The organism is Pseudomonas putida, assembly GCF_028682635.1.
In the GTDB taxonomy this organism is placed as follows: domain Bacteria; phylum Pseudomonadota; class Gammaproteobacteria; order Pseudomonadales; family Pseudomonadaceae; genus Aquipseudomonas; species Aquipseudomonas putida_AE.
The window spans coordinates 15,701-40,180 of the sequence record NZ_JANHLK010000026.1; the positions used below are offsets into that span (position 1 = coordinate 15,701).

General features: G+C 57.0%; 15 protein-coding genes. 9 read left to right on the forward strand and 6 right to left on the reverse strand.

Annotated elements, in window-relative coordinates:
- Positions 1 to 1,884: a fibronectin type III domain-containing protein gene (locus NPS56_RS24945; RefSeq protein ID WP_274077112.1), complete on the reverse strand. Its 1,884-nt coding sequence runs from the start codon at positions 1,882 to 1,884 to the stop codon at positions 1 to 3.
- 200 nt (positions 1,885 to 2,084) lie between these two features.
- Here NPS56_RS24945 and NPS56_RS24950 point away from each other — a divergent pair, with 200 nt between their 5' ends.
- The 7 genes from NPS56_RS24950 (at position 2,085) to NPS56_RS24980 (ending at position 8,990) form a co-directional block, all read left to right on the forward strand.
- Positions 2,085 to 2,924: an AraC family transcriptional regulator gene (locus NPS56_RS24950; RefSeq protein WP_274077113.1), complete on the forward strand. Its 840-nt coding sequence runs from the start codon at positions 2,085 to 2,087 to the stop codon at positions 2,922 to 2,924.
- Positions 2,925 to 2,976: 52 nt separating this feature from the next.
- Positions 2,977 to 3,585 carry a LysE family translocator gene (locus tag NPS56_RS24955; protein ID WP_274077114.1) on the forward strand — a complete coding sequence of 203 codons (609 nt, stop codon included), beginning with the start codon at positions 2,977 to 2,979 and terminating at the stop codon, positions 3,583 to 3,585.
- A gap of 132 nt (positions 3,586 to 3,717) precedes the next feature.
- The gene (locus NPS56_RS24960) at positions 3,718 to 4,743 is read left to right on the forward strand and encodes a LacI family DNA-binding transcriptional regulator (RefSeq protein WP_274077115.1); all 1,026 of its coding nucleotides are present in this window, start codon (positions 3,718 to 3,720) and stop codon (positions 4,741 to 4,743) included.
- Between the two features lie 122 nt (positions 4,744 to 4,865).
- Positions 4,866 to 5,648, forward strand: a complete 783-nt coding sequence (locus tag NPS56_RS24965) for a sugar phosphate isomerase/epimerase family protein (RefSeq protein WP_274077116.1) — start codon at positions 4,866 to 4,868, stop codon at positions 5,646 to 5,648.
- Positions 5,641 to 6,663, forward strand: a complete 1,023-nt coding sequence (locus tag NPS56_RS24970; protein ID WP_274077117.1) for a sugar kinase — start codon at positions 5,641 to 5,643, stop codon at positions 6,661 to 6,663. Before NPS56_RS24965 ends, NPS56_RS24970 begins: the two co-directional genes overlap by 8 nt.
- 40 nt (positions 6,664 to 6,703) lie before the next feature.
- Entirely contained in the window at positions 6,704 to 7,999 is a 1,296-nt protein-coding gene (locus tag NPS56_RS24975; protein ID WP_274077118.1) for an MFS transporter, read from the forward strand.
- A 13-nt stretch (positions 8,000 to 8,012) separates the two neighbouring features.
- Positions 8,013 to 8,990: a 2-hydroxyacid dehydrogenase gene (locus tag NPS56_RS24980; RefSeq protein ID WP_274077119.1), complete on the forward strand. Its 978-nt coding sequence runs from the start codon at positions 8,013 to 8,015 to the stop codon at positions 8,988 to 8,990.
- A gap of 235 nt (positions 8,991 to 9,225) precedes the next feature.
- Here NPS56_RS24980 and NPS56_RS24985 read toward each other — a convergent pair whose 3' ends face one another.
- On the reverse strand, positions 9,226 to 10,413 hold the full coding sequence (locus tag NPS56_RS24985) for a pyridoxal phosphate-dependent aminotransferase (RefSeq protein ID WP_274077120.1): 1,188 nt from the start codon (positions 10,411 to 10,413) through the stop codon (positions 9,226 to 9,228).
- Between the two features lie 363 nt (positions 10,414 to 10,776).
- Here NPS56_RS24985 and NPS56_RS24990 point away from each other — a divergent pair, with 363 nt between their 5' ends.
- Together NPS56_RS24990 and NPS56_RS24995 are read left to right on the forward strand one after the other, a co-directional pair.
- Positions 10,777 to 11,061 carry a helix-turn-helix transcriptional regulator gene (locus tag NPS56_RS24990; protein WP_274077121.1) on the forward strand — a complete coding sequence of 95 codons (285 nt, stop codon included), beginning with the start codon at positions 10,777 to 10,779 and terminating at the stop codon, positions 11,059 to 11,061.
- A gap of 70 nt (positions 11,062 to 11,131) precedes the next feature.
- Complete coding sequence (locus NPS56_RS24995) at positions 11,132 to 11,779, forward strand: response regulator transcription factor (protein WP_274077122.1); 648 nt, start codon at positions 11,132 to 11,134, stop codon at positions 11,777 to 11,779.
- 108 nt (positions 11,780 to 11,887) lie between these two features.
- Here NPS56_RS24995 and NPS56_RS25000 read toward each other — a convergent pair whose 3' ends face one another.
- The 4 genes from NPS56_RS25000 to NPS56_RS25015 all read right to left on the reverse strand — a co-directional run bounded on the left by NPS56_RS25000 (position 11,888) and on the right by NPS56_RS25015 (position 24,314).
- Positions 11,888 to 16,558 (reverse strand): RHS repeat-associated core domain-containing protein, encoded by a 4,671-nt coding sequence (locus NPS56_RS25000; RefSeq protein WP_274077123.1) that lies wholly within the window; start codon positions 16,556 to 16,558, stop codon positions 11,888 to 11,890.
- 70 nt (positions 16,559 to 16,628) lie between these two features.
- Positions 16,629 to 20,039 carry a hypothetical protein gene (locus NPS56_RS25005; protein ID WP_274077124.1) on the reverse strand — a complete coding sequence of 1,137 codons (3,411 nt, stop codon included), beginning with the start codon at positions 20,037 to 20,039 and terminating at the stop codon, positions 16,629 to 16,631.
- A 71-nt stretch (positions 20,040 to 20,110) separates the two neighbouring features.
- Positions 20,111 to 22,489: a hypothetical protein gene (locus NPS56_RS25010; RefSeq protein WP_274077125.1), complete on the reverse strand. Its 2,379-nt coding sequence runs from the start codon at positions 22,487 to 22,489 to the stop codon at positions 20,111 to 20,113.
- A gap of 43 nt (positions 22,490 to 22,532) precedes the next feature.
- A complete protein-coding gene (locus tag NPS56_RS25015; RefSeq protein WP_274077126.1) occupies positions 22,533 to 24,314 on the reverse strand; it encodes a hypothetical protein in 1,782 nt (593 codons plus the stop codon).
- Between the last annotated feature and the right edge of the window lie 166 nt (positions 24,315 to 24,480).

Consider the following 24,480-nt stretch of genomic DNA (forward strand, 5'->3'; position numbering starts at 1 on the left):
TCATTTAGTCGTCATCTCAGCGATTAACGGCAGCGATTCCCCAACAGCATTTCGCGCTGTAATCCGCACGTCATAGCGGGTGTTTGCAAGCAGGAGCGGCGTCAACATCGTGCCGTCTGCGGTGTAATGAAGATCGCGTCCCTGTGGTCCGGTCAATATGATTCGATAATCGATTACATCCATCCCATCTATCGGGGCATCCCATCTCAGTATGGATAACAACACCGATGTTGAATAACGGAAGTTTCGGGGAGCACCAGGCGCGACTTTTTTCCTGGTAGACACGTCAGCCGAAACAGACCAATTTCCAGCCGCGTCTCTGGCGCGCACTTCAAATCTTTCGACGGCACCCTCTATCAAACCAGTGACAGGATGGCTGGTTCCGCTCACAGCGGCCCAAGCCCCGTCGTTGCGGCGAACTTGATAACCTGTCACGCCCACATTGTCTTCAGGGGCACTCCAGTTCAGTGTTGCGTTACCTGGTGTTGATGCAATGAGTTTCAATTCCCGCGGTTTGGTGGGGGGCACTCGGTCATGGGTCACTACCTGAATCGACACAGGCAACGCCGGAGCGGGACCTTCGATCCTGCGTGGCTGGAGCTTGAACGTATAGGCCTTTTCGGGGATCAAGTCCGTGAAGATGTGTTCCAGCGCAGTGGTTCGTACAGGTTCACGCCCTGGGCAGGTGATTTCGTAATCGATAAAATAGGAGAGATCTTCCGGTCTTTCCCACTTCAACCATGCCTCGGAAAATGTTCTGCCCGGATTGTGCAGGCCGCGCGGTTGCGTCTGGTCCGGCCCGATGGTGACTTCGGCACTGGAGGGCTCCGAGAAGCCACTGGCGTTAAAGCCTCGAACCTCGATGAAATATCGCGTAGCAGGCGCCAGATACTTGAGGGTGTCAGTGAGATTCGCGGTTGTTTGCCTGCCAATCACCTCGGGGTATTTATCCACAAGACCATAAGCGAGTTCATAATGCGGGGACTGGGGCGGGCCCCAAGTGACGCGAACCTGATCGAAGGTGACCAGCGTATGCAAAGTCCCTGGCTTTGAAGGAATGGCAGGTCCATCCAGTGTTTTTTCGGTGATCCGCGCAGGCGAGGACTCGCCGTTGGCGTTGACTGCACTGACCTCGACAAAGTACAGCGTATTTTTAGTCAGCCCGGTCAGCTCAAAGCTCGGTTGCACCGAACTTTTCGTCTGGGCAGGACCGTTTGGCTCGATTCCATAGCGGATGACATATTCAATAGCCCCCGCCGAAGGCGACCATGCCAGGACCATCGACGCAATGGCGGGCGTTGCATGCAGATTGGTCGGGGCTGCAGGCACCGCCAGCGTGGTTGCCGTTGTTCGTACCGACGGCGAATCACCCGCCGCGTTGAACGCCACCAGATCAAAATAATAGGCGGTCCCTGAGCGTAACCCGCTGACCGTGCAGGCCTCGACAGTGGCGGGGATTGTATTGATCACCGGACCATTGGGGAGCAAGCCGTAACTCACTCGATAACCTGAGGCAAGCGTGGACTTTTGCCAGGTCAATGCCACTGAGTCTTTCGTCGGCCTGGCACTGAATCCGGTCGGGGCAACAGGCTTTGCGATGCCGGCCTTTGTGGTTGCGATACCTTCCGATTCTGGCGAGAGGCCGGTCCCGTCTTCCGCGCGTACCTGGATGAAGTATTTGGTTTCCGGCTGCAACCCTGTAATGCGCAAGCTTCGAGTCGTCGTATGTTTTTTATCGATAGGGTTCGGCCATTGATCATCACGCCCATAGGCAACTTCAAATCGGTTGAATGGCGTGGTGTAGGACCACGCGACATTCATCGAATCCGAGGTTATCGAAGAGAACTGGAGATTACCGGGTTTCTGCGGTAGCAAAAGATTCATGACCTGCCCTTCTGCTCAAATAGCTCCATGGCCTGAGACTAAAGCCCGACCTCTTTGAAAAACAGCTATCAGAACGGTTAGTGGCGTTGCAGCCTGTTTGTGCTATGGCCCAAGGGTGGAAATGTTTCTGCACAAACGTTCTAGCCATCACCCTCGACGCAGGCGTTAAATACGCTGGCAATCCGTCCCACAGGTGCAACATGACCGCCCACAACTGGATCGACCTGGCCCAGGATGCCGACACCGGCATCGAGACCCTGCGCGCGCATTTCCAGGGCCACGCCTACGATCCGCATTGGCATGACAGCTACCTGGTGGGCGTGACCGAGCAAGGGGTTCAGCAATTCAATTGCCGCCGCACGAAGCACCAGAGCACACCGGGCAAGGTGTTTTTACTCGAGCCGGGCGACATTCATGACGGCGATGCGCCGACCGCCGACGGTTTCACCTATCGCATGTTGTACCTCGACCCGCACTGGTTGCGGCGCGAACTCGCGGCGGTGTTCGACAATGCCCCGCAAAATGCCGAGTTGAGCTTCGCCAATACCCTCGCAACCGACCCGCGCCTGGCCCATGCGACCAGCCTCGCGTTTGAAACCCTGCACCGCGGCGAATTGAAGATCGTTCGCCAGACCACCCTCGACGCCCTGCTCGAACGCTTGACCAGCCATTTGCACTGGCGCACTCGCCATGGCGAAGACCCGCGCCTGCCCCAAGTGGCGCAGAAGGCTCGAGAATACCTGCACGCCAACGCGCAATATGACATCGGCCTCGACCAGTTGGCCGCCGTTACCGGGGTCGACCGCTTCCGCCTGACCCGCGCCTTCAAGGCGGCTTATGGCATCGCGCCCCATGCGTATCTGGTGCAATTACGTTTGGCCACGGCGCGGCGAATGCTGGCCCGTGGTGAGCAACCTGCGGTGGTGGCGATGACCTTGGGTTTTGCCGACCAGAGCCATCTGGGCCGCTGGTTCGTGCGTGCCTACGGCATTACACCAGCGCTGTACCGCAAGCGTTGCTCAAATCTTCCAGACAGATAGACGCCGCTTTGTGAAGATCGAATTCAATGATCTTCACCGGAGTTTGCCTGCGATGCTGCCCTCTTTCCCGACGTTACTGCCCTTCCTGTTGTTTGCCCTTGTCGCCTCGATTACCCCTGGCCCCACCAACATCCTGGTGTTGAGCAACAGTGCCCGATATGGCTTGGCGGCCGCCGTGCCGATCATATTCGGCGCCTGCGCCGGGGCCGCGACCATGGTGCTGCTGGTGGGCACCAGTGCAGGTTCGTCGCTGGCCGCCTGGCCCGCCCTGCAAACGGTCATGCAGTGGGCCGGTGTGACGTGGCTGAGTTACCTGGCCTGGCAGATATTCCGAGCCCCGACCGTCGCCATCAGCGCGCAGAAAACCGAGCGCCGCCTGGGCATGTTCGGTGCCGCCAGCCTGCAATTGATCAATCCGAAAACCTGGATAATGGCGCTGGCGGTGGTCAGCGTGTTTGCCGGGGCTGGCGAACAGCGCCTGGTTCATGTGCTGTATCTGTCGCTGGTGTTCTTTCTGATTTCCCTGCCTTGCCTCGGCGTCTGGGCGCTGCTCGGCGCGGGCTCCACACGATGGCTGCGTTCACCCCGGGCCATGCAGCGCTTCAACCGCTGCATGGCCCTGTTGCTGCTGGGTTCAACCTGGCTGAGCGTGTTGGCCTGACCTCCATTTGTCGATCTTTATCATTCCCCAACGCATCGAATACTTGACGACGCAGTGGTTTTTGGTGTCTTCTGAAACCGGTTTCAGCGCCAGACGCTTTACCATATAAATCCAATAAAAAGGTTGCAGACCGTGAACGATTTCTCCGCCGCCCAGCGCAGCCGCGTGACCATGCTCGACGTGGCCGAACACGCCAAGGTCTCCAAGGCCAGCGTTTCACGGTTCATCGGCGACGATCGCGCACTGCTCTCCGATGCCATCGCCCAGCGCATCGAACAGGCCATCGCCGAGCTGGGCTATCGCCCGAACCAGATGGCCCGCGGCTTGAAGCGCGGGCGTACCCGCCTGATCGGCATGCTGGTGGCCGATATCCGCAACCCCTATTCGATTGCCGTGATGCACGGCGTGGAAACCGCCTGCCGTCAGCACGGCTACAGCCTGGTGGTGTGCAACACCGACCGCGACGACGAGCAGGAACGCCAGCATCTGGCCCTGCTGCGCTCGTACAACATCGAAGGCCTGATCGTAAATACCCTCGGCCATCACCGCGACGCGTTGCACGAACTGCACCGGGAGATGCCCCTGGTGTTGGTGGACCGCAAGGTCGAGCACCTTGAGAGCGATAGGGTCGGGTTGGACAACCCGGCGGCCGTCGCAATGGCCCTCGCCCACCTTGAAGAACGCGGCTACCGTGACGTGCTGCTGGTGAGCGAGCCGTTTGACGGCACCAGTTCGCGAATCGAGCGGGTCGCCAGCTTCAAGGCGCAGATCGAGCAGCGGCCCGCGCTTCGCGGGACAAACATCGAAACCGGCAGCGAGCTGACGGCAAATCTGAAAACCTTCCTCGATACGCCCGGCCCTGGCCCGAAAGCGCTGTTTTGCGCGAACGGGATCGCCGCGCTGGCCAGTACCTATTCCTTGCGTGAACTCAATTGCAATCTGTTTGAGGACGTGGGGCTGATCGCCCTTGATGACCTGGATTGGTATCCGTTGGTGGGCAGCGGCATCACTGCCCTCGCCCAGCCGACCAGCGAGATTGGCGCGAGTGCGTTTGAGTGTTTGCTCAAGCGGCTGCGTGGGGATGACGGGCCGCTGCGGACGCTGGATTTTTCGGCGCGGTTGATTGAGAGGGGGTCGACCCTTGGAGTTTTCCGGTGATTGGACGGGCCCCTTCGCTGGCAAGCCAGCTCCTACAGAGAGTTGGCTTGCCAGCGAAGAGGCCTTAAAGATCGCCATTTTTTTTGAACAAAAATGAAACCGGTTTCAGAGGTAAAAAAACAATGAACAAACCTGCCGTTTCCATCAGCCTCTCCAGCTACGGCGCCGATCTGGTACGCCAGCGCGGTCAAGGCAGTTTCATCGACGTACTGGCCGCCGCCGGCGCCTCGCGCATCGAATGGCGCGAAGAATTGCTGACCGCTGAAGACCCCGCTCAACTGGCCAACGCCACTCAAGCCGCGGGCCTTGAAAGCGTCTATTCCTCACCCATGGAACTGTGGCTGGCCGGCCAGTCGAAACCCAATCCCGAGCTGGTCACCGCGCTGCAACGCGCCCAGGCATTCGGGGCCAAATGGCTGAAGGTGTCCCTTGGTTACTTTACCGACAACTGTGACCTTGCGGCCCTGAACCGCACACTCGCGCAGAGCCCGGTGCATCTGCTGGTCGAGAACGACCAGACCCTGCAGGGCGGTCGCATCGAGCCGTTCCAGCGTTTTTTTGCTGAAGTCGAGCAACACAGCCTGCCCATCCAGATGACCTTCGACATCGGCAACTGGCACTGGCAGGACCAGTCGCCTGCCAGCGCCGCGCGCCTGCTCGGCCGCCACGTCGGATATGTGCACTGCAAGGCGGTGACCCGCCGCGCCGACGGCAAACTGGTCGCCATCCCACCCGCCGCCAGCGACCTGCATCAGTGGGAACAGCTGCTGCGGCACATGGCCCAAGGGGTTATGCGAGCCGCGGAGTATCCGCTGCAAGGTAACGACCTGGTGCAACTGACCACTGAACACGTCGCCGCCCTCGCCCACCTGGGCCACGCGCAGCTGGAGAACGCCCATGTCTGAGATCGATATCCTGTCGTTCGGCGAAACCATGGCGATGTTCGTCGCCGAGCAGGCAGGCGACCTGGCCAGCGTCGGCGCGTTTCACAAACGCATCGCCGGTGCCGACAGCAACGTCGCCATCGGCTTGTCGCGCCTGGGGTTCAAGGTGGCCTGGTTGAGCCGGGTGGGTGCCGACTCCTTGGGTCGCTTCGTGATCGACACGCTGGAACAGGAAGGCCTGGATTGCCGCCACGTCGACATCGACCCCGCGCACCCCACCGGTTTCCAGCTCAAGTCGCGCACCGACGATGGCAGCGATCCTGCGGTCGAATATTTCCGCCGTGGTTCGGCGGCCAGTCACCTGTCGGTGCACTCGATCGTGCCCGACCTGCTCAAAGCCCGGCACCTGCACGCCACCGGCATTCCCCCGGCGCTCTCTGAAACCGCGCGGCAGATGTCCTTCGAACTGATGACCCGCATGCGCCAGGCCGGGCGCAGCGTGTCGTTCGACCCGAACCTGCGCCCAAGCCTGTGGGCCAGCGAGCAAAAGATGATCACTGAGATCAACCGCCTCGCTGCCCTCGCCCATTGGGTGCTGCCGGGACTAAGCGAAGGTCGCTTGCTCACCGGTTTCGAAGACCCGGCCGACATTGCCGCGTTCTACTTAGGCCAGGGCGCCGAAGCCGTGGCGATCAAACTCGGCCCGCACGGTGCTTATTACCGCACACACCTGGATCAAGGATTCGTCGCCGGCGTGCCGGTGCAAACGGTGGTCGACACCGTCGGTGCCGGCGATGGTTTTGCCGTCGGCATGATCAGCGCCCTCCTGGAAAACCACAGCTTTGCCGACGCCGTGCAGCGCGCCAACTGGATTGGCAGCCGGGCGGTGCAGAGTCGTGGGGATATGGAGGGGTTGCCGACCCGAGCCGAGATGTCCGTTGAATTCGAGGCCGTCATCGCCAGCAGGCTGGCTCCCACAAAACCTGTGGGAGCCAGCCTGCTGGCGATGAGGCCGGCACAGTCATTGAAGATCTAACACCTGCTGCGACAAAAACAACAAGCTCAGGAGCATCACCATGAAAACCGCAACCCTCGCCACCCGCCGCTGGTGGTACATCATGCCCATCGTGTTCATCACCTACAGCCTGGCGTACCTGGACCGCGCCAACTACGGCTTCGCCGCCGCGTCCGGCATGGCCGCGGACCTGATGATCACCCCGGGCCTGTCATCGATGCTCGGCGCGCTGTTCTTCCTCGGTTACTTTTTCTTCCAGGTACCGGGGGCAATCTACGCGCAGAAACACAGCGTGAAGAAACTGATCTTCGTCAGCCTGATCCTCTGGGGCAGCCTCGCGACCCTGACCGGGATCGTCTCCAACGCCTACTGGCTGATCGTCATCCGCTTCATGCTCGGCGTGGTCGAAGCTGCCGTCATGCCGGCGATGCTGATCTACCTGTGCCACTGGTTCACCCGCGCCGAACGCTCGCGGGCCAACACCTTCCTGATCCTCGGCAACCCGGTGACCATGCTGTGGATGTCGGTGGTCTCGGGCTATCTGGTGCAGCATTACAGCTGGCGCTGGATGTTCATCGTCGAAGGCTTGCCGGCGGTGCTCTGGGCGTTTATCTGGTGGCGCCTGGCCGATGATCGTCCGGCCCAGGCCAAGTGGCTCAACGACCAGGAAAAACAGGACCTGGAAAGCGCCCTGGCTGCCGAACAGGTCGGCATCAAGGCGGTAAAAAACTACGCCGAAGCCTTCCGTTCGCCGAAAGTGATCATCCTCGCCCTGCAGTTCTTCTGCTGGAGCATCGGCGTCTATGGCTTCGTGCTGTGGCTGCCGTCGATCCTCAAGGCCGGCGCACAGATGGACATGGTCGAGGCCGGCTGGCTGTCGGCGCTGCCTTATCTGGCGGCGGTGATTGGCATGCTGCTGGTGTCCTGGGGCTCGGACAAACTGCAAAAACGCAAACGCTTCGTCTGGCCACCACTGTTGATCGCCTCGATCGCGTTCTATGCATCCTACGCCCTGGGCGCCGAACATTTCTGGTGGTCCTACACCTTGCTGGTGATTGCCGGTGCCTGCATGTACGCCCCTTACGGGCCGTTCTTCGCGATCATTCCGGAGATCCTCCCGGCCAACGTGGCCGGCGGCGCGATGGCGTTGATCAACAGCATGGGCGCGCTCGGTTCGTTCGGCGGCTCCTACCTGGTCGGCTACCTGAACAGCTCCACTGGTTCGCCCGGCGCATCCTACCTGTTGATGAGCGGCGCGCTGATGTTCTCGGTGGTGCTGACGATGTTCCTCAAACCCGGCGCCAGTGACCGGGAGCGTCCCCCGGTCGCTGTGACCCGTACCGCCGCCCATTCCTGACTGGATGACGACTATGAAAAAGCAGGTTGTTCTGTACAAGAAACTCTCGCCGCTGCTGATGGCCCGCTTGCACGAGCAGGCCGAGGTGACGCTGATCGAAAGCCTCGACGACGAAGGCCTGGCCCGTCTGCGCGAGGCCCTGCCCCACGCGCACGGCTTGCTGGGGGCCAGCCTGAAACTGGACGCCGGACTGCTGGACCTGGCGCCAAACCTGGAGGCCATCGCCAGCGTCTCGGTGGGGGTCGACAACTACGACATCGACTACCTGACCGACCGCCGGATCCTGCTCAGCAACACCCCCGACGTGCTCACCGAAACCACCGCCGACACCGGTTTCGCCCTGATCCTGGCCAGTGCCCGGCGCGTGGTGGAACTGGCGAACCTGGTGCGCGCCGGGCAATGGACCCGCAACATCGGCCCCGCGCATTTCGGCAGCGATGTGCATGGCAAGACCCTGGGCATCATCGGCATGGGGCGCATCGGTGAAGCGCTGGCCCAGCGTGGGCACTTCGGTTTCGGCATGCCGGTGATCTACCACAGCCACTCGCCGAAACCGGCGGTGGAGCAGCGTTTCAATGCACAGTACCGCAGCCTGTCGGAGCTGTTGCAGCAGGCCGATTTTGTTTGTTTGACCTTGCCGCTGACCGCTGAAACCGAAGGCCTGATCGGCGCAGAGCAATTTGCCCTGATGCGTCCCGAAACCATCTTCATCAACATTTCCCGGGGCAAGGTGGTCGACGAAGCGGCACTGATCGAGGCGTTGCGCACGGGACAGATTCGTGGGGCCGGGCTGGATGTGTTCGAGCGTGAACCGCTGAACCTTGACTCGCCGTTGTTGCAGATGAACAACGTGGTGGCGACGCCGCACATGGGTTCGGCGACCCATGAGACACGGGAGGCCATGGCCCGGTGTGCGGTGGATAATCTGCTGGCGGCGTTGGCGGGTGAACGGCCGGCCAATCTGGTGAATGTGCGGGCGTGGAAGGCTTGAGGGATTGGGTGTTTGTCAGATAGCTATCGCCAGCAGGCTGGCTCCCACATTGGATCTGTGCCGTTCACAAATCTCCTGTGGGAGCTAGCCTGCTGGCGATGAGGCCGGCACAAACACTGCGAATCCCATAGCTATCGCCGGCAGGCTGGCTCCCACATTGGATCTGTGCCGTTCACAAATCTCCTGTGGGAGCTAGCCTGCTGGCGATGAGGCCGGCACAAACACTGCAAGTTTCTCAGGCCCGCCGCGCTTCCAGAAGATCCATCGCACACAGCGCAATCCGCCGACACGCATCCGCCAATTTGCGCTGATCCACCACCAGCCCAATGCGGATATGCCCCGCCGCACTCGGCCCAAACGCCTCCCCCGCCAGCACCGACACCCCATACCCCTCCAGCAGCCGCTCGGCGAAATGCTGGGCGGTCAGCCCGGTCTGGCGCACGTCGACCATCACGAACATCCCGCCATCCGGCCTGATCGGACGGATACCCGGACAATGCCTGAGGCTCGCACACACCAGGTCGCGGCGCTGGCGATACTCTTCGCGCATCGACGCCACCTCCGGCAGGTCTTCATCCAGCGCCAGTTGCGCGGCCTTTTGCACGAACTCCGGAATGCCGAACAGCATGCACAACGACAGATGCTCCAGATGGTCATTCAAGGTTTTTGGCCCGATCACCCAGCCCACTCGCCAGCCGGTCATGGCATGGGATTTGGACAGGCTGTTGATGGTCGCCGTACGCTCGGCCATGCCCGGCAGGCTGGCCGGGCTGATGTGTTCGCCCTCGTACAGCAGATCGCTGTAGACCTCGTCGCTGATCAGCCACAGGTCATGCCGAATACACAGCAACGCCAGCTCCTGCCAGATCATCAGCGACAGACTGGCGCCGGAAGGATTGTTCGGGCTGTTGAGCAACAGCGCGCGGGTTTTGGGGGTAATCCGGGCCGCCACGTCCGCCGGATCGACCCGAAAACCGTTCTCCGGACGCACCGGCACCGGCACCACCTTCGCCCCACACGCACCGAACACCCCTTCATAGGTCACGTACATCGGTTCGGCGACTATCACTTCGTCGCCCGGATCGAGCACGCACTGCGCGACCGAATACACCGCGTTTTGCGCCCCGGGCATCACGATCACATGGTCGGCGTCCACCACCTGACCGCTTCGACGTCGATGTCGCCGGGCAATGCTGTCGCGCAAGGCCCGACTGCCACGCGCTGACGAATAGTGGGTGTCGCCGGCCAGCAAGCTGTCGATGGCCGCCTGAACGATGGGCTTGGGTGTATCGAAATCCGGGTCGCCGACCGACAGCAGCAATATGTCGACGCCCTGTGCGCGCATTTCCAGTGCGCGGTCATGAATCTGCCAGGCCGCGGCGCCTTCACCGGCGATGCGTTGGGTCAAGCCTGAATAGCGCATGTATTTCTCCAGTCGCGCGAGTTCCTGACACAACCCTATCTCAAATCGCGAAGCGCGCCACCCTGGCGTTCGAATCCCCTTCAATCGGGATTTTATTGTTCAAAAGGTTGCACCGGCGCATCGCGTAGAAAATACCTACACCAGACGGTGCGATAGCTGACAGCCATATCGGCATTTCGTCATTAAAGTCGCCTACCTGTAATTTCTGTCAGGTTCCAAAGTCGTCTGCTTTCGATATAACTGGACCATGCCGACAGCCCTGAATCAGGTGTCTGAAGGCAGGCCGCATGAACCATGCCTTTATGAAGTAGGAAGATTCTGCCGTGCCCACGCCATCATTGATGATAATTGGGAGAGTCCGTCATGTACCGTTCCAACCCAGCTCCAACACGGTCATCGTCAGCCCAGGTCAGTTTCCAGCCACCAGAACCCGCACAACCCAAGCCGATCACACTCACCAACAGGGAAAGAGAAGTCTTGCAGTGGAGCGCTGCCGGCAAATCCTCCTGGGAAATCGGCCAGATCGTCGAATGCACCGAAGCCGGGGTGAACTACCACTTCTGCAACATCCGCCGAAAATTCGGTGTGAGCTCGCGCTGGAGCGCTGTGGTCAAGGCGCTGGAGCAAGGCCTGATTCATCTGCCCTGACCCGTGGCCGGCCAATGCCTGCTGCGATGCACCTGCATCGCGCTGGTGTTGCCGACCGGGGCGCGGCTTCATGAGCCAGCGCATCATTCTTGCCGATGACCATCCGGTAGTGTTGATAGGTGCCAGGACGGCCTTGACCGCATCGCCCGGATCGCCGTTTTCCGTGGTCGCTGAAGCGCTCAACGCCGATGAGCTGATCTATCACCTGGACGTCACACCCTGCGACATCCTGATCAGCGATTATTCGATGCCCTACGGGCGCTTTCCCGATGGCCTGGCATTGATGGGTTACCTGAACCGTCACTTCGGCCACATACCGCTCATCGTGATGACCATGTTGCGCAACCCTTCCCTGCTGCAGGCCTTGCTCAATCACGGTGCGTGTGGCCTGTTCGACAAGCGCAGCCCGTTGAGTGAACTGAAACAGGCCGTAAACAGTGTGACCAAGGGGCGTCGCTATCTCAGCCCTTCTTTTGCCCGGATTCTCGAGGCCCGGTCCCTGCCCCACTGTCGTTCCGACGCGACGGCGAATCTTTCGGAACGAGAAATGGAGGTGGTGCGGTTGTTCGTCCAGGGGTTGTCCGGCCGGCAGATTGCCGCGCAGTTGAATCGCAGTGAAAAAACCATCAGCAGGCAAAAAAGAACCGCCATGGACAAGTTGGGACTTGGCCATGACGGTGGGTTGGTGGAGTTTGCGCGGGTGAGTGGGTTGGGATGAGACTCGATTCTCGCGAGCTGTAAATCCGCTAAGTGTACGTAGTGTGCGATAAAAAACTGAATGGTGCTTTGCACCCTGCGTCACCATCCAGTTCGTCTGGCACAGTATCTATCTCTGATTATCAATACCCAAGCGATTCCTCACACCTTTAGGTTTACCTATGTTCCTAGCCCTTTGCTGATTATCTTGATACATTTGATTTTGCTGCCAATTATCAAAGTTAGAGCTTCTTAAATTACTGTTCATTGCTGCAATTTTATCGTACTGCAATGCATCAGCTTTTAGCACGCTTTCAGCCTCTCGGGTTATACCAGGCATGCCAATATTATTATTCGCCCATTTCTGCACGTCTCGGGCATTATTAACAGCTTTGCCTGCAGCGTTACGCCACGAAGTTACCTCCTTTACAAAGCTCACCTTATGTTGTTTTTCATAAGCCTTTACAAAGTCTGAATCCCGAGCCATTTTCTCAGTTTCTGCCATTAATTCGTTATATTTCAATTTTTGTAATTTGGTGGCTTTATTCAACTGCCTTACGTGTTTGGTCTGGATAGGCCGAACGGTTGCCGGGCGCGCCTTAGAGTTTATCAAAAGCGCCGCGGGCATATTTTCCGCGTCCACGGTCTTAGTAGTAGATCTGAACAAACGCAGAATCCGCCCCACTACCGAATGCCCGTCACGGTCCGAATTAGATATCGGATCTCCCTCGCAATAAGTGTAAGAATTAATCCAACCCTCCCCAAACGGACTCCAACTATCCGGACTATGAAACCGCATCAACAGCCTATTGAACACACGATACCCATTACCCAGCAAATACCAACCGGTTGACGTTTCCCGAAGCTCGCCGTTGTAACCCAACCGTGCGCTCACCGGCTGCTCTGAACTGCTGTGCCCATACGCGGAATAAGCAATGCCATTCGTCAAACCCCGCCCGACCTCACACAGCACACTGTTCTTGTCATCACTGGCCAGCAGTAGGGACTTTGGGCCAGCACCTGCCTGGTGCTCGGCGAGCACATTTCCTTCGGCCCGTACGAAAGTACTGCTGTTGGCACCCTCGATCTGGTTGGCCAGTTCACCGTTCTGGTAAAAACGCTGTTCGTGACTGCCGCCAACAATGCTGCCGCTCAGCGTGTCCAGCGAGTCATAGTGATAGTCACTTTCCGTTCCACCGGCCAAGGCGCTGACGCTGATCAGACGCCCCAGGCTGTCATAGGCCAAAATACGCCCGACTTCGTCCTGCAGCAGATTACCTTCGGCGTCATAATTGAAGTCGATTCTCGGCGGATAGAGCGGGTCGCCAGGCCTGGGTGGAGTCAATACATTGCTCAGCCCGGTCAGTTGACAAGGATCTTGCGGATTGCTGTACTCGAAATAGATCGCGTGGCGCCCACCCTCGAACGTGGTTTCCACGAAGTCGAGATTGTCTTGCGCATCGAAGCTGAATATTTGTCCCTTGATCACCTTGCCATAGGGGTCTTCAGGCCGCTGGCTGCCCGTGCAGCTGTAGTCGACCAGGCGTCCACGTGCGTCATACGCGTAGGTTTCGTCTCGCAGGGTCTGATTGCCTTGCATCAACGAGCGCATTGTCAGCCGGTCGACTTCGTCGTACGCCTGGCTCAGGGTCTGAACGACCTGATTGCCCATGTCGAATGTGCGCAGCGTCTCACGGCCGAAATCATCGTACTCCAGGTCGATCTTCAGCCTTTGCGTACCATCGAGGGTGTCGATCGTCTTGAGTTGCCCCACAGTGTCGTAGGTGAACGTTGAGCGAGTGCTGCCCAGCTCAGTGGCCACCAACCGGGCAAACCCGTCGTACTCGTAGGTCTGGATTTGCCCGAGCACATCGGTATAACTCATCAACCTGGCCTGTCGGCTGTATTCGTAGAACATGGTGTACGGCGATCCACCGGTCTGTTCACGTTTTTCCGATTTCACCTCACCGGTACTGAAATACTGGCGTTCAAGGCTATGTTTAATGCCCGCTGCGTCGACTTCTTCAGTGCTGCGCAGGCGCGCGTTTTCAGCGTCATAGGTATAGACGGCGGTACTTTCAACGGCGATCCGCTGCTCCGGGTCTTCACCGAGTTCCGGCCGGTAGACGTAACCGGTTTCCACACCGCTGGGCCGCATGACGCTTTTCGGCTGGCTTTGCCCCGGATCAAAGTTATAGACACTTTTACGTCCGCCGGTAATCGACACGACCATCCGATCGAGCCCGTCGAAGCCCTGTTCACCCAGTACGCTGCCGTTGACGCTGATCTTCACCGGCAGGTCTTCACTGCTGTGCGCGGCGTACTGGCGCTCGACTTCGTTGCTGTCGGGCAAAACCGTCCTGGTCATCCGGTCGAAAGCGTCGTACTCATAGCGCGTCCAGTTGCTGGCGGCATCATATTCCTCGGCGGTCCGCCCGATGCCATCGTAATGGTAGAGATGCTCGCTGATCGTCTGCCCGCCCAGGTCGATACGTTTAACACTGTCGGGCTTGTCGAACAGGTTGTTGACCGTCACGGTTTTGCCCATGCCGTCGAGCCATTGTGTGGTGGTGCGGCCAATCGGGTCTGTGACCTCGTGCTCCTCGACGCCATCGGGTCGAATCACACTGCGCTGCTCACCCCAATCGTCGTAGTTGAACAGGCTGGTCAAGGGCACGTCCGTGGCCCTTTCCCAGTCGATCACGGTCTCGCTGATCAACTGCTCCAGGTGGTTGTAGGTGGCTTTGTAGGTATCGCGAAACGCTTGCGGGTTGCCGCCCAGGGCATCGGCATCGCGGCGTGTTTCCTTGATGACCCGATTGTGCCCGTCCAGGTGAGTGATGGTTTCAACACCCTTGACGTCCCTGGCGGTTTGAGTCGCCTGCTGACCATTGGCGTTGACCAGCGAGTAGGTGTAGTTACGGCTGGCCTCGTAAGGCGTGCCCGGCGCCACGGTTTCCTTGGTCACACGCCCTAACAGGTCATACTCGTAGGCGATTTCCACCTTGTTGTCGTCATGGTTGAGCAGTGGCTCGCCATTGAACAGGGAATGCTCCAGGTTGATGATTTTTTTCTGCCCGTCAAAACCGGTCAGGGTGTTGACCGTGTGCAGCACCGCCTCACCACTACGGGCATTTCGGGCCATTCTGTAGGTATAGGCGGTGGTGGTGGTCTTGCCGTTGAGCGTCACGGCGTCCTGCAACTTGCGCCCGTGCTCGAACGGGTTGTTTGGCGTGTTGATGTATTTGTAGGCCGTGACCTGCAGCGCCTGGCTCTGGCCATTGATGACCTGCCCCAGCGTCTCGTCCTTCATGGCCAGCCAGGGCCCGGAACCGGTCAGTCCCAGTTCCGCGGTGTAGGTGTAAAGGGTCTGCAGGGTCGGGGCCTTGCCATATTGGGAGGCAGCCGGCTTCACGGTCTTGCTTTTGATATTGCGCACAAACCCCTGCGGGTCGGGCGGGCAGCCCACCTCGCCTTGCGCCTGGTACCACTCGCTGGTTTCGGTCACGCCGTCGGCGTTGACCTGGGTCAGCAGGTTGCCGAAGTCGTCGTAGGTGGTGGTGACAGTCTGCACATGGCGGGGCAATGTGGCGCTGACGTGGCGCCAGGTCTGGGTCACGGTTTTCGGCAGCTGGCAATAGGGCTTCTGGTCCTTGAAGCCCAGGTTCGGATCGATGTAGTACTCGGTGTCGGTCCTCTGGTAGGTGTGGTCTTTCCCCGGATCGGTGGTGTATTGGGTGGTTTCTTCCAGGGTCAACAGATGAAAGCGGTTGAACACTCGCCGGGTTTCACGCACCTTTTTGTTGCTCGATGCGTCCCAGAGAATTTCGGTGGTTTCGTAGTCGTACGGGGAGCGCACTTTATAGAGGTTGTCCAGGCCATCATCGGTCCAGGACACACCGCTGCCAAAGCCGAGAAAGTTGTGGTCCTTGGCGTCGTATGCATAGCGGGTTTCGACGGCGGGCTGGCCGAAACCAGGGTCGCGCACGTGCTTTTCCACCCGCGGCAGGGTACGCCCGGGCTGGCCTGGAAAATAGTGCGGGCGCCCCGAATAGGTGACGGTCTCATGGCCGCCGGTGGGGGTGTAGACGTGCTCAAGGCAGGTGAAGCCGTCCCGGGTGACATACTCGAAGCGCCAGGAGGCTTTGTCGACGGTTGGCAGGATAAGGCTTTTGCTCAAGCCACCGACAATGTTCACCTGGAACTCGGCCTCGAAGGCACTGCCCGGATGCAGCGTGAGCTTGAGCAGGTTGGTGGTGCGCACCAGGCTGAGCAACTGCGTGCCATCGGCATTGCGGATACTGCTCAACAGTGGCTCGGTGCCGAAGGCCACGTAGTCGAGCGTGACGCTATGGCCTTGGGGCGAAAGCATTTCCACCGGCAGCGCGATATCACCCTGGCGCACCTGAAGAATCTCCACCAGCCCGGATTTATGTTCGACGCGATAGCGTTTGTTCCCCAGGTCATGGAAATGAAAGGAGTCGATTTTCTTTTCTGGAATTTCTACGCCATTGGCACCTGGATCGACCCTGAAGGTTTCACCGGTGTAAGAGGAGAATATCCGTTTGTTGGGGTCGAACTGCGACAGTTGCAAGTTCCACCCATTGCCGAAACCGCTGTCGGCGGTATTGAGCGGGTTGAAAGTCAGCTGCAGGGGAACTACCGGGCCACAGAGATTATTGGCCTTGAGTTCGGGTAATGAAATGGCGCAGGTGGCTTGCCCGGTGCGCGGGTCGACCTGGTTTTGAATGAAACTCATGAAGTTGAAGGCGTTGGAATGTATGGAAGTGGATGTCGACATGGCTCACGTCCTGAAATTGGTAGTAATAAAAGGGTGCAATCCGTGAAGACTGCACCCAGAACCGCTTGAGTTACGCGCCTATGATCTTGAGCTTATTTCGATCATTACCGTCGAAACCGATATACACTTCGTGCTTGTTGCCAAAAACATCATAAACAATCAAATTCAGCGCTGATTCGAAATCAGACTTCGCATACTTGTCATATTGCCAATATTGACGGCGGTGCAGGCTAAACAGTACCTGACCTTTGGGCAGCGGACTATTCGGATCGACAAAGGGGCTTATAGGGGCTGGCAATCGACGCTGCAAAATCGTGTCAATATGCAATGTTTTGGCATTCGGGTCCCCCTTGTCATTCGGGTCGTCCGGATCAGCTTCATATCTGAATGCGTGCCCCGTAATACTGTGAACATCTTCAAGCTGGGTGTTGCTTTCCCACTTGACCATACTGTTATTGCCGACGAACTGAATTTTCTTTATATCAATGTCCTTGTTTTCAATCTGCAATTTCAAATAGTAATAATCATCGCTAACAAGAACATCTTCATCTGCGCCACCGCCCTCCGGTTTTACACGCATTGGCCCCGTGAGCACGAATAACGTATGCCCCCCCGTCCCTCCCGAGGGTGGTTTAATTGCAACAAGGTTGAGGGCCTTGCGATTATGTTCGCCGTCGTCCTTGCCAGGGTTTGAGTAGAAATGCTCGTAGTTATCGCTGCGAATTGTTGCTGCGACCAGCAGGTTCTCGACCTTATGGCACTGAACAAAAAATTCCTTGGTGTATAGTTTCGCCTCCCGGGGTTGCATGGGCGCTGTCAGTTGGCCGGCAGGTGCCTGTATCGGGTATTTGTCATAAGTTAAATTTTCTGTTTCCGTGAAATACCATTTGCCACCTTCAGGCACACCATCCTTCCCGACCTCCGGCAACGGATTTTTTTCATCGGCCGAGACCAGGCGAATACTGGCGAGTTCAGCCTCTGATAGCTCCAATGGATCAGGTGCGCCTTCATAATTTGCGGGCTTGATCCGTACCGTTACCTTGGCCTGTTGCCGACCGTTGGCCCACACCCGGGTTGGCGAGGGGTCCACGATGAAATCGAATGTATCCAGGGCAAACCAGTTCGACTGCCTGGCATGGTCAGAGAGGTGAATGATGCTGTAGCCAAGCGTATCGAAGAAATCGCCCTCTAAAGTCACCTTGACAACACTGTAGGGTACCGAGATCGTTGCGGGCGCAGTGAAGACCCCTGTTAGTGGATCAACGGTCCCTTGACCGGCAACCACTTCCCACTTCAGCTGCTCGGGTTTGAGATCGATAGCGGCTTTCAATAGTGCAGAGCCTTTCGCACGTAGCCCCGGATGGATCGCAGGCGTCATGTTCAATGCGAAGTTGCCTTGGCGCAACAGCACCGTGGCGACGGCTTTTTCGCCAGTGGTTGTGTTTTCGACATCGACCAGTACCGCTTGCAGGGTACCATCGGGCAGGTTCGTTTGCGGCGGGGTGTAGATGGCCTCATTACCATTGGGAACCAGGGTGCCAAGATTCCCCCTCGGCGTCCATTTCAAGACGCCAGCGCCCAGCGATGTGGCCTTGAGCGTCACGGCTTTACGATCGCTCATGTCGATCAGCGTCATCGACGGCGTCACTACCACACCGGCCAGCACTACGGTGGTCAGTGCAGAGGCGGTCACCTCATCGCCGGTGCCCTGGTCGATGTAGGTTGCAGTCACTACATTGCGCACCGCCGTGCCTTCAAGTAGTTGCACAGCCGGTGCCGTGTATACGCCTTTGTCGATGGTGCCCGAGGCACGGGTACCGTCGATGCTGCGCACGCTCCAGGTGACATTGTCCGCCTTGATACCCAATTGGCGGATAGTGAAGGTTTGTTGCTCCCCGGCCTTGATGACCGGCGTCAGCGGATCGAGGGTGAAGGTGGTTTCTTTCGGGTCGATCTGTCCGACCAAGAACAGGTCGCCCGGCAGTCGGGCCTCTATCAGTTGCAAGGCGTTGCGTTCGGGGAATAATAGGTTGCTGATCGCAAGGGCGTTGATTTCGGGGACATCTACCTTTTTGAACACCTCCAATACTTTTAGAAATGAAGGAGTCAGCATGTTATCTAGTCTTTTTCTCAGAACCTCATCATAACATGATTCCACAGGATCTATACGGCCTTCCGGATCCCAATTACCGTCAAAATCAATAACAGGCTCCCCAATCCGCTCGAATGTCACCCGATTAAATCCCGCCGAAAGCACTGGCTTCAGAACTATTTTAACATCGGCCTTGGCTATCCCCCCCCAATAAAGATTTACATCTGGCTTAAACAGATACCATTCATGAAGATGGAACGGCAGCAGTCTAGGACCGGTTAAGGATAATTCAAGACAAGACGCGTCATTTGGAATCACCCGCAATGATTTTTTAGGATCAGAGTCAAACACTTTGAATTGTAGCGGTCCGTCATTTCGCAAATGGTGGGAATGAAACGCATCAGTGTGCCAATTAAATTCAAACGCAGGAAGATCAAAAGCACCTCCGACCGCAGAGAGTGTATAAGCCAAGTGATTGGATTCTGAACTTCCAAATCTCAGACCCCCTCCCACAGTCGTTTGAAAAGCCTCTCGGAAATACCAATCAAATACCACCCGACTGGCTAACACCAACGACCCGGAATAAATGGCTTTCCCCTGCGAGTCCCGATTATTGGGAATCAAGTAATCAAACGCCCCTTCCGCCGGGTCAGTCCCCTGCTTCGGATTTCCTTTAGTCTGGACACACAGCACTGCCGCGCCTTCACCGTAATCGTCTGAGGCAAGATTCTTTCCTTCTTCGGTGGCCATGGTGCGGATGATGAATGAGCGCGGTGCCAACAAATCGACATCGCGCAAGTCCAGCTTGCCCAGGATATAAACGCGGTCTTCTGGCTTCTGTTCAAGGAACAGAGCCTTGAAGAAGTCCCCCAGCAATTCCTGGGATTTGTCTTCGCTTACCAGGTTGCAGCGGCAGTTATACGCGTCGCCGAAATCGAGAGTCACCTTGCCTTGTTCATTGACCGTGCCTTTACTGGCCGCCAGGTCAATGTCCATGGTGACGGTATACTTTTGATGAGCACTTACCACATAGCTGTATAAGATAGCTCCGGGGAGTTGATTGGTGCCCTTGCGCACATAAGACACCGTGCCCGACACGATATCCATGGTCGCCGTCACTCTAGAGTTACGCAACGAGGCTTTTTGGAACCCTATCCGCGGCGCGGTCAATATCAGCCCGCTCAAATCGAGGTATTCCTCACCGTCCGGTGTCATCAGGGGCTTACCAAAGATACGTTTCAAAAAACTTGTTCTATTAAACCGGGTAATATACTGCTGCTCCAACAGGCTGTTGACCTTGGCGCGATTCATAAACACCAGGGCGTCCCAGCCAAGAGTAACCGATTTACCTTGCATCCTGTCAGTGAGTTCATCCAGGGAATAATTCATGAGCTGTCTCCCGTGCGTAAAATCAGAAAAAAGAGCCGACCATCCGTTGACATGGCTGGCGCTATATAAAATCAACCTTTGCTAAGTGTGAGGTTGACGGTCTCAATCAGATCGGCGTACTTACTCAGTGGCAGCGGAACCGCCGCGACCGCATGAATGCCACTAATTGGGCCTTCCAGCGTTGCCGACACGACAATAAAACTTCCCGGCGCCGGAGATTTTGGCTCGGTATATTCACCGGTTTTATCATTGAATGTGCCCTCTCCACTCAACAACTTCCAGACCAAAAGACCTGGATCTATCGGACCATTCTTGCCCCTCACTTCAAACTGAATGGCCCCTGTCGACGGGTCACTTTCCTCAGTCATCAGGAGTGGAGTGCCAATCGGCAGGTTATGAATCAAAACTTGGATAAAGGCAGAAGTGACGACACCGTTAACGGTCTTTTTAATCTCGATTTTGTCCACTGAGAACGGAACAGCGAGATCTTCACTTCCACCCGCTTTATACGTACGCTTAGTTGGATCACCTTCCACCGGCGTCAGGGTTGACCCCCATTGCGGGGTTACGATCTTCCACTCCAACACTTCGTCTCCCATTGCCTCGGCAGACAACACTTTGGTATCACCCTGGTCGCAGCTGTCGTATATCGGATTCACCACGATGGCACTGTGGAGCACGGAGACCAACGCGGAGCTTTTCACCGGTTTTCCATCCAAAGTGCCCTGCGCGGTCACAATGACGGTGACAAAGCCATCAGGCAATTTATCCGCAGTTGGCGCCGTGTATTCGCCGGTTGGACTGATCACCCCCGGTTCGGCAAGATTGCCGTCGACATCCTTTACGCTCCACTGAACGTTATCCGGCTTGGGCATCAGGGTGAATTGCAGTTTACTGCCCGCCTCTATTGTCGAGTTCGACGGAGACAGCGCCGTGGTCGTGCGAAGCGGATCAATCTTGCCGCATGCCAGCAGATCCCCTGGGAGTACGGCATCGCTAAGTTGCAAGGCGTTGTGTCCGGGGAAAAGTATATTTCTCAGCAGCCATGTTTTAATCCCAGGAATGTGAATTCTGTTGAGTACGTCGCGAACGATGGAGTCGGCTTGAAATGCAATTGTTCCTCTGGTGGCGCTTTCGCCGTTCTGGTTCCAAAGGACCCCTGGATGCGCAAACTGACAATTTTTAGTATCCAGGACAGTCTTCTTGTTACCTAATTCAATCTCACCCTCGGAATCAATCAAAGCAGTATATTCCAGGCCAAGATCATAACGACATGAATAATCGTACTGGTAATTATCCAAAAAGCCTGGCGTAATATGCTTGCCACCGATCACACTGTTCCAAGTTACATTCAAAGCCCCCTTGACAGACCCCACTTTGAAAACATTTCCCGCACCCCCATCCACTTTAAATCGATAGGGAAATTCATCAATACGTGTATATGTCACATGTGGAGTCCCAGTATTTCCCAGATATCCATAATCCGGCGTACGGAATTTTTTGTTACCCCCACCCGCCGTTGCCTCTAGCGACGCAGCAACATCATTGCCCGGCTGTACCAGTTTAAGACTCAACCCTTCCCCAACACTTTGCTCTACGGCAGACTTTATCAGTTTCTCAAACACAACCTTACTGGCAATCAAAACTGACCCTGTAAACTCGGTACCGTCACCATCTGCTGGAATCGGAAACGTCGAATTGGCATTAGGGAAAAAGGAGCTGTCCTCGCCATCTTTCAAGGTGATGAACAATGTCACCGCGCCGCGGCTGTAGCTTTCATCTCCAAGCACGGCGTTGGGGTCTGCTTTCATTGTCCTTATTTCGAAATTCTTGGGCGTTAGCACTCCATTCAAATCGCCGGCCAGCGACCCCAGCGGGAATATCTTCTTGTCAGCTGGTACTTCTTTCTCAAAGTACTCCTTGAAACGTTTTCCGACGTCTTCCTGGGCAAGGTCACCGAAAACAAAGTTTGCCCTGAACGTATCGGCATTCTTCAGGTCAATCTCCACTTTGCCTGGCCCCGTGACCACGCCCTTGGTCACTGGCTGATCCATCCATAACTGTGGCCCGCCAATTGGCAGGACTTTCATCATTTTCGACACAAAAGCAGCACCGCCGGAATACTTTTTAGTACTGACGATCATTCCACCGATCATGTCCATGGTCAGCGGCGCCCGGGCGGGAAGACTGGGGTCCGAACTTTCGAACGACAACTTTGGCGCAAGGAGTCTAAGATCATGTATATGCTCCCGATAGGAACCGTCTCCCCATGACGCAACCATTGATGCAGGTTCGATATTGCCCTCCGCAGTATTGAATCGCTCGGTATACAACTCCATCAACAACTTGTTGGCTGCGCGCTGGTCGTACGATACGCAGGCATCCCAACCATAGGTGAGGGATTTACCTTGCATCTCGGCTGCCAATTGCTCAAATGTTAGTTGACTCATGATTCAGCAACTCCAAAGAATAGATAACACACTTCGCTCGCTATCAAGCCAGTAGTTTCAGCACCAGAGGTCTATTGAATGTAATGGTCGATTGCCCACCATCGAAACTCACGCTGACCCGCAAGGTGAATGTATTGTTGATTGCAATATCGGCCAGGTCAGACTTCCACAATAGGGCCTGGACCCCTGCGGTTACTTCTTCAGGCTTGACATCACGTACTGCAATAATGTCTCGGTCGTCCGTCATACCGCTGGCCGATAACCACAAGCGCACTTTCTGCTTCGTGGAAATGAACGACCAGAGGTCAACACTCAACAACGCGCCTTCTGGTGGAATATCCGAGAGTTTCAAAGTGGCCGGTGAACCGATCTGGGCTCTGTCGCAGACGATGCCGGGATGACTGGTGAGGTGACGGATAAACAGCTTTAAAGGTGCCTCGGCGTCCTCGCCCCCGACGCTGTAAGTCACTTCAACCTGTTTACCGAAATTGGGCGGTAGTACCTCGGGCGGTACTCTGAACTTCAACGGTTTGGTCTGGCTTGGTACCTGTGTTTCAAAAGAGCCGCTTTCCCCATCCCCCTTAAAGTAGACCGTGACCTTGTCCCCGTCATTAATCGTGGCGGCTTCAGGAATCGCGACGTAGGCACCGCTTATGGCCAGAATCGGATTCAACTCATTGCGCCCGCCCACCTCGACACTGCGATCCACGGTGGGGGTAGGCAGTACCAACGGTTCCCGTATCTTCAACTGCAACAGAGCGCTGGAACCGGAAGCATCGGCGCGCGCGTACTGGTAACCCAGGTTGACGTCAGCACCACGGTTGTCCATCAGCCACTGCTTCGGGAGCGTTACTTCAATCCTGCCGCGCTCAATGTTGGAGATGTCGATCTTCAGGTGCTGGATGGTGTTTTTGTTCGGCCCACTGCCCGATCCGGTGCGCGTGCCGTATACCAGCACGTCGTCGCCCACTCGAATCCCCTCGTAGACCGGAACTACCGTAATAATACCGTCAGGGAACAGTCCGGGATTAATCTCGTCACCGACCAGGTCCTTGACACTCGGCTCGGGAAGCTCAGGAGCGGCAGGTGGCGTCACCAGGATCGTGCGCTCGGCCGAGACGGTGTCAGCCCGTGCGCCGGACGATGCATAGGTGATCTCGAACCGCAGGATGATCTTGCCCCCACGTACGCCCATGGCGGCGGTCCTCGCAACCAACCAGCTCAGCACCTGCCCTGGATTATTGGTCGGGTCGGTATCGCTATCGCTCAAGGTTTTGGGTGGTATGTTCACGGGAGGGCCGTCGCTGCAGTCAGCACGCACGCCCTTCCAGATCAACCTGACCACATCACCATTGGACGCCTCGGTAAAAGGCACCACCGCGATTGTCATATTGCCGTCAATTGCGTCGGGATCCAGTTGGAGGTCATGGGACTCTTTTATCTGGGGGCCGGATAACAGGCCAAATTTGCCGATACCAAAATGGATCCGCTTGGATTCTTCCCTGTCCTCTCCGGTGACGCGGTCCAGAAAAAAAGAATAGAACACCTGCCCCTTGTTCAATCGCTGCACAAAGTGATTGGCGACCTGCATCTGGAATCCCAACGGCCCCTCATTTAACGGGTCGACAGGGATCGGAATGTCCTTGACGTCTACTGGTGTTCCGTCCTCTGCCAGCCCCAGCCAGCTCTGATAAAGAGTATCGCCAAGCACTGGGTTAGTGTATTTGGCATAGGTATCAAGTGGCCCTCCGCTCAGAGCATCCGGATCAATTGTATTATTGATCAACAGTGGAATGATCGGCGCCTTTAGATCGCCCGCTGGCATAGTGGTAGTCCTCACGCTAATGCAAATGGGTGGAGCTTGAATCCACCGGGAAATTCGAATCTTGCCCTGTGTTTTACGCCTGATTTACTACCGTGGGTACTAGCAGAACTGCTAGGTTGTCAAACACGCCATGAGTGCTAAAGTCGGGCAGGAACAAATCACGTTG

Bases quoted from the DNA above. Each gene is read 5' to 3' on its own strand.
- NPS56_RS25010 (WP_274077125.1), bottom strand. From the start codon at position 22,489: ATGAGTCAACTAACATTTGAGCAATTGGCAGCCGAGATGCAAGGTAAA.
- NPS56_RS24995 (WP_274077122.1), top strand. From the start codon at position 11,132: ATGAGCCAGCGCATCATTCTTGCCGATGACCATCCGGTAGTGTTGATA.
- NPS56_RS25005 (WP_274077124.1), bottom strand. From the start codon at position 20,039: ATGAATTATTCCCTGGATGAACTCACTGACAGGATGCAAGGTAAATCG.
- NPS56_RS25000 (WP_274077123.1), bottom strand. From the start codon at position 16,558: ATGTCGACATCCACTTCCATACATTCCAACGCCTTCAACTTCATGAGT.
- NPS56_RS24970 (WP_274077117.1), top strand. From the start codon at position 5,641: ATGTCTGAGATCGATATCCTGTCGTTCGGCGAAACCATGGCGATGTTC.
- NPS56_RS24975 (WP_274077118.1), top strand. From the start codon at position 6,704: ATGAAAACCGCAACCCTCGCCACCCGCCGCTGGTGGTACATCATGCCC.
- NPS56_RS24945 (WP_274077112.1), bottom strand. From the start codon at position 1,884: ATGAATCTTTTGCTACCGCAGAAACCCGGTAATCTCCAGTTCTCTTCG.
- NPS56_RS24980 (WP_274077119.1), top strand. From the start codon at position 8,013: ATGAAAAAGCAGGTTGTTCTGTACAAGAAACTCTCGCCGCTGCTGATG.
- NPS56_RS24965 (WP_274077116.1), top strand. From the start codon at position 4,866: ATGAACAAACCTGCCGTTTCCATCAGCCTCTCCAGCTACGGCGCCGAT.
- NPS56_RS24955 (WP_274077114.1), top strand. From the start codon at position 2,977: ATGCTGCCCTCTTTCCCGACGTTACTGCCCTTCCTGTTGTTTGCCCTT.
- NPS56_RS24985 (WP_274077120.1), bottom strand. From the start codon at position 10,413: ATGCGCTATTCAGGCTTGACCCAACGCATCGCCGGTGAAGGCGCCGCG.
- NPS56_RS25015 (WP_274077126.1), bottom strand. From the start codon at position 24,314: ATGCCAGCGGGCGATCTAAAGGCGCCGATCATTCCACTGTTGATCAAT.
- NPS56_RS24990 (WP_274077121.1), top strand. From the start codon at position 10,777: ATGTACCGTTCCAACCCAGCTCCAACACGGTCATCGTCAGCCCAGGTC.
- NPS56_RS24950 (WP_274077113.1), top strand. From the start codon at position 2,085: ATGACCGCCCACAACTGGATCGACCTGGCCCAGGATGCCGACACCGGC.